This is a genomic window from Pseudomonas sp. NPDC089530, from assembly GCF_050280705.1.
GTDB lineage: Bacteria > Pseudomonadota > Gammaproteobacteria > Pseudomonadales > Pseudomonadaceae > Aquipseudomonas.
The window spans coordinates 1-5,005 of the sequence record NZ_JBNNVU010000165.1 but is presented as its reverse complement, the minus strand read 5'-3'; the positions used below and the strand labels follow the sequence as shown (position 1 = coordinate 5,005).

Below are 5,005 nucleotides of genomic sequence, written 5' to 3'. Positions count from 1 at the left end.
CTTCATACGCGTAGCAGGAACAGCTGGGGTAGAAACGACAGTGACTGGCCATCAGGGGACTAATGGCGTAGCGATAAAACTGGATCGGAACGAGCGCCAGTTTACGCATCGGGACTGTCCACCCCCACAGTTTCGGTTTTGACTTCTGGTGCCGGCTTGCTACGGGCCAGACGCTTCCAGAGCTTGCCGAAATGTTGAATCAATTCGGGGTTTTCTACATCGCCCAAACCTTTGCGCGCGACGATAACAATGTCCCAACCGACCAGAGAATCCTGGTTCAGGCGAAACGATTCGCGCATCAGACGTTTGAGGCGATTGCGCTCAACGGAGAGCTTGACGCTCTTTTTCCCGATCACCAACCCCAGACGGGGATGATCCAGATCGTTGTTGCGCGCAAGGAGCAGGAGATTCTTCCCCGGAACCTTGCCGGTAGGGGAGTCAAAGACTGCCTTGAAATGTCGGGGTGTAAGCAGTCGCTTTTCCCGACTGAAGTCCTGACTCACCTCCAGTGCCGGAGTATCAAACTGTCAGGCGCGCGCGACCTTTGGCGCGACGGCGGGACAGGACGGCACGACCGTTCTTGGTAGCCATGCGAGCACGGAAACCGTGGGTACGAGCGCGTTTGATAGTGCTTGGTTGGAAAGTACGTTTCATGTCGTGTTACCTGGTTCGTCCACAACGGGCCGGAATGGCCCCCGTTTTAAGAGATCGGCGATTCTAGAGAAAGCAAGCCTCTAGGTCAATTTCCAACCAGCTTTTCCTTTATCTGGGTATGTCCGCTTCAGAGGCTGAGAAACCAGGTCAGCCAGAGATAAAAATAAAGAAGGGAATTATTTAAAGCTTTTCTGTAAAGCTTATAAAGGCTAGGCAGGTAATCATCTGTGGATAACTACCTTCAGCCCTTATACGACCTGATGTACAGAGAATGACAACATTGTCGAGAAACGGTGATGTGCCTGTGCTGCGCCAGCGGAAAAGCTGTGTGTGGAAAGGCAGGTTATCCACAGGCGGGTTATCCACTGAATTTCGCCCCCAGTTGTGCAAAGCCCTCAAGTGGGGTTATCCACAGAGCTTATGCACATACCATTGGTCGTGTTTTTCCCGGATAAAGCGTTGATTCGCTGTGCCCTGTGATCAACCTTCATGTGGATAAGTGGGCGTCTGGCCGTTACAATGGCGGCTTGTTTTTGCCTCACCGGCTTTCAACTTAGGGGATATCCGTGTCAGTGGAACTTTGGCAGCAGTGCGTGGAGCTTCTGCGTGATGAGCTGCCTGCCCAGCAATTCAACACTTGGATCCGTCCGCTACAGGTCGAAGCCGAAGGCGACGAGTTGCGTGTCTACGCACCGAATCGTTTTGTTCTCGATTGGGTCAACGAAAAGTACCTGGGCCGCGTGCTCGAGCTGCTGGATGAGCACGGCAATGGCATGACGCCTGCGCTTTCCTTATTAATAGGCAGCAAACGCAGTTCCGCCCCTCGTGCAGCACCGAATGCTCCGTTGGCCGCCGCCGCGGCAGCTTCCCAGGCTCAGCAGGCAGCGGCTGTCGCTCCGGTCGTTGCACCGGCACCGGTAGCACCGGCCAAGCCGGCAACTCAGAAAGTCGCCGAAGAAGTCAGCGAAGAACCTTCTCGTGACAGCTTCGACCCGATGGCGGGGGCCAGCGCGCAGCAGGCGCCAGTGCGCGCCGAACAGCGCACCGTTCAGGTGGAAGGAGCGCTCAAGCACACCAGTTACCTGAACCGCACCTTCACCTTCGAAAACTTTGTGGAAGGCAAGTCCAACCAGCTAGCCCGCGCCGCGGCCTGGCAGGTGGCCGACAACCCCAAGCACGGTTACAACCCGCTCTTCCTTTATGGTGGCGTAGGTTTGGGTAAGACCCACTTGATGCATGCTGTGGGTAACCATCTATTAAAGAAGAACCCGAATGCCAAGGTCGTGTACCTGCATTCCGAGCGCTTCGTCGCGGACATGGTCAAGGCGCTGCAACTCAACGCCATCAACGAATTCAAGCGTTTCTACCGTTCGGTGGATGCGTTGCTGATCGACGATATCCAGTTCTTCGCCCGCAAGGAGCGTTCCCAGGAAGAGTTTTTCCACACCTTCAACGCCCTGCTCGAAGGCGGCCAACAGGTGATTCTCACCAGTGACCGTTATCCGAAGGAGATCGAAGGCCTGGAAGAGCGCCTGAAATCGCGCTTCGGCTGGGGCCTGACCGTGGCGGTAGAGCCACCGGAACTGGAAACCCGCGTCGCGATCCTGATGAAGAAAGCCGACCAGGCCAAGGTCGAACTGCCCCACGATGCGGCGTTCTTCATTGCCCAGCGGATTCGCTCCAACGTGCGTGAGCTCGAAGGTGCGCTCAAGCGTGTCATCGCTCACTCGCACTTCATGGGGCGCGACATCACCATCGAGCTGATTCGTGAATCCCTGAAGGACTTACTGGCCCTGCAGGACAAGCTGGTCTCTGTGGATAACATTCAGCGCACCGTCGCCGAGTACTACAAGATCAAGATCTCCGATCTGTTGTCCAAGCGGCGTTCGCGCTCTGTCGCCCGCCCGCGGCAGGTGGCCATGGCTCTGTCCAAGGAGCTGACCAACCATAGCCTGCCGGAAATCGGCGATGTGTTCGGCGGCCGCGACCACACCACCGTCTTGCATGCATGCCGCAAGATCAACGAACTTAAGGAATCCGACGCGGACATCCGCGAGGACTACAAGAACCTGCTGCGTACTCTGACCACGTGATGACTCCAGCGCAGCTTATTAAGGCAAGGGACTAGACCATGCATTTCACCATTCAACGCGAAGCCCTGTTGAAACCCCTGCAACTGGTCGCCGGCGTCGTCGAACGTCGTCAGACCTTGCCGGTACTTTCCAACGTGCTGTTGGTTGTCGAAGGCCAGCAGCTGTCGCTGACCGGTACCGACCTGGAAGTCGAGCTGGTCGGTCGCGTACAGCTGGAAGAGCCGGCGGAGCCAGGCGAAATCACCGTCCCGGCGCGCAAGCTGATGGACATCTGCAAGAGCCTGCCAAACGACGCCCTGATCGACATCAAGGTCGACGAGCAGAAACTGGTGGTCAAGGCCGGCCGTAGCCGCTTCACCCTGTCCACCTTGCCGGCCAACGATTTCCCGACCGTGGAAGAAGGCCCGGGCTCGCTGACCTGCAGCCTGGAGCAGAGCAAGCTGCGTCGCCTGATCGAACGCACCAGCTTCGCCATGGCCCAGCAGGACGTACGTTACTATCTCAACGGCATGCTGCTGGAAGTCTCCGCCGGCATCATCCGTGCTGTGGCCACCGACGGTCACCGCCTGGCGATGTGCTCGATGCAGGCCGATATCGGTCAGCCGGACCGTCACCAGGTGATCGTGCCGCGCAAAGGTATCCTCGAACTGGCTCGTCTGCTCACCGAGCCGGACGGCAATGTCAGCATTGTGCTGGGGCAGCATCACATTCGCGCCACCACCGGTGAGTTCACCTTCACCTCCAAGCTGGTGGACGGCAAGTTCCCGGACTACGAGCGCGTACTGCCCAAAGGTGGTGACAAGCTGGTGCTGGGCGATCGCCAGGCGCTGCGCGAGGCGTTCAGCCGTACCGCGATCCTGTCCAACGAGAAGTACCGGGGTATCCGTCTGCAACTGGCCAACGGTCAGCTGAAGATTCAGGCGAATAACCCGGAGCAGGAAGAAGCGGAAGAAGAAGTCGGCGTGGAATACAACGGCGGTTCGCTGGAGATCGGCTTCAACGTGAGCTACCTGCTCGACGTGCTGGGCGTGATGACCACCGAACAGGTTCGCCTGATCCTGTCCGATTCCAACAGCAGTGCGCTGGTGCAGGAATCCGACAACGACGATTCGGCCTACGTTGTCATGCCGATGCGCCTGTAATCATGTCCAGCAGAAGCTAGATGTCCCTCAGTCGTGTCTCGGTCACCGCGGTGCGCAATCTGCACCCGGTGACCTTCTCTCCCTCCCCCCGCATCAACCTCCTCTACGGCGCCAACGGCAGTGGCAAGACCAGCGTGCTGGAAGCCATCCACTTGCTGGGGCTTGCGCGTTCGTTTCGCAGTGCCCGCCTGTTGCCGGTGATTCAGTACGAGCAACTCGCCTGCACGGTATTTGGCCAGGTCGAACTGGCGGATGGTGGACATAGCAACCTGGGGATATCTCGCGACCGTCAGGGCGAGTTTCAGATCCGCATCGATGGGCAGAACGCCCGCAGTGCGGCGCAGCTGGCGGAAATCCTGCCGTTGCAGTTGATCAATCCGGACAGTTTCCGCTTGCTGGAAGGGGCTCCGAAAATCAGGCGGCAGTTCCTCGATTGGGGCGTGTTCCACGTGGAACCACGCTTCATGTCAACCTGGCAGCGCTTGCAGAAGGCCCTGCGGCAGCGGAACTCATGGCTGCGGCATGGTACACTTGACGCCGCTTCGCAAGCAGCCTGGGACAGGGAACTGTGTCAGGCCAGCGCTGAAATTGATGAATACCGCCGCGCTTACATCAAAGCCTTGAAACCAGTCTTTGAGCGGACCTTGAGCGAGCTGGTAGAGCTCGAGGGCCTGACGCTTAGCTATTACCGTGGTTGGGATAAAGAGCGAGAACTCAGTGCAGTGCTCGCGGCATCCCTCCATCGTGATCAGCAAATGGGTCATACCCAGGCCGGTCCCCAACGTGCTGATTTGCGCCTCAGATTGGGTGCACACAACGCTGCGGATATCTTGTCCCGCGGCCAGCAGAAGTTGGTGGTCTGTGCCTTGCGGATCGCCCAGGGGCACCTGGTCAGCCAGGCCCGGCGCGGTCAGTGTATTTATCTGGTGGATGACTTGCCGTCCGAGCTGGATGAGCAGCATCGCCGCGCACTTTGTCGCTTGTTGGAAGACTTACGCTGCCAGGTGTTCATCACCTGTGTAGACCACGAATTATTGAGGGAAGGCTGGCAGACGGAAACGCCAGTTGCTCTGTTCCACGTGGAACAGGGCCGTATCACCCAGACCCACGACCAGT

At 58.2% G+C, this 5,005-nt stretch carries 6 protein-coding genes; 3 read left to right on the top strand and 3 right to left on the bottom strand.

The window, feature by feature from the left end; all coding sequences use genetic code 11:
- The 3 genes from yidD to rpmH form a co-directional block, all read right to left on the bottom strand.
- The coding region (gene yidD / locus ACQKQA_RS29560; RefSeq protein ID WP_427564708.1) for a membrane protein insertion efficiency factor YidD at positions 1-109 on the bottom strand (109 nt) is incomplete at its 3' end.
- Entirely contained in the window at positions 102-503 is a 402-nt protein-coding gene (gene rnpA, locus ACQKQA_RS29555; RefSeq protein WP_427564707.1) for a ribonuclease P protein component, read from the bottom strand. The genes yidD and rnpA, both read right to left, overlap by 8 nt.
- 16 nt (positions 504-519) lie before the next feature.
- Positions 520-654, bottom strand: a complete 135-nt coding sequence (gene rpmH / locus ACQKQA_RS29550; protein ID WP_013793569.1) for a 50S ribosomal protein L34 — start codon at positions 652-654, stop codon at positions 520-522.
- A gap of 566 nt (positions 655-1,220) precedes the next feature.
- On the opposite strand from rpmH, the gene dnaA reads away from it, so the two are divergent.
- From dnaA to recF, 3 genes are all read left to right on the top strand, one after another.
- Entirely contained in the window at positions 1,221-2,747 is a 1,527-nt protein-coding gene (dnaA, locus tag ACQKQA_RS29545; protein WP_427564706.1) for a chromosomal replication initiator protein DnaA, read from the top strand.
- A 38-nt stretch (positions 2,748-2,785) separates the two neighbouring features.
- Positions 2,786-3,889, top strand: a complete 1,104-nt coding sequence (dnaN, locus tag ACQKQA_RS29540; protein ID WP_044460382.1) for a DNA polymerase III subunit beta — start codon at positions 2,786-2,788, stop codon at positions 3,887-3,889.
- Between the two features lie 20 nt (positions 3,890-3,909).
- Positions 3,910-5,005 (top strand): DNA replication/repair protein RecF (recF, locus tag ACQKQA_RS29535; RefSeq protein ID WP_427564705.1); only part of this gene is annotated, 1,096 nt, incomplete at its 3' end.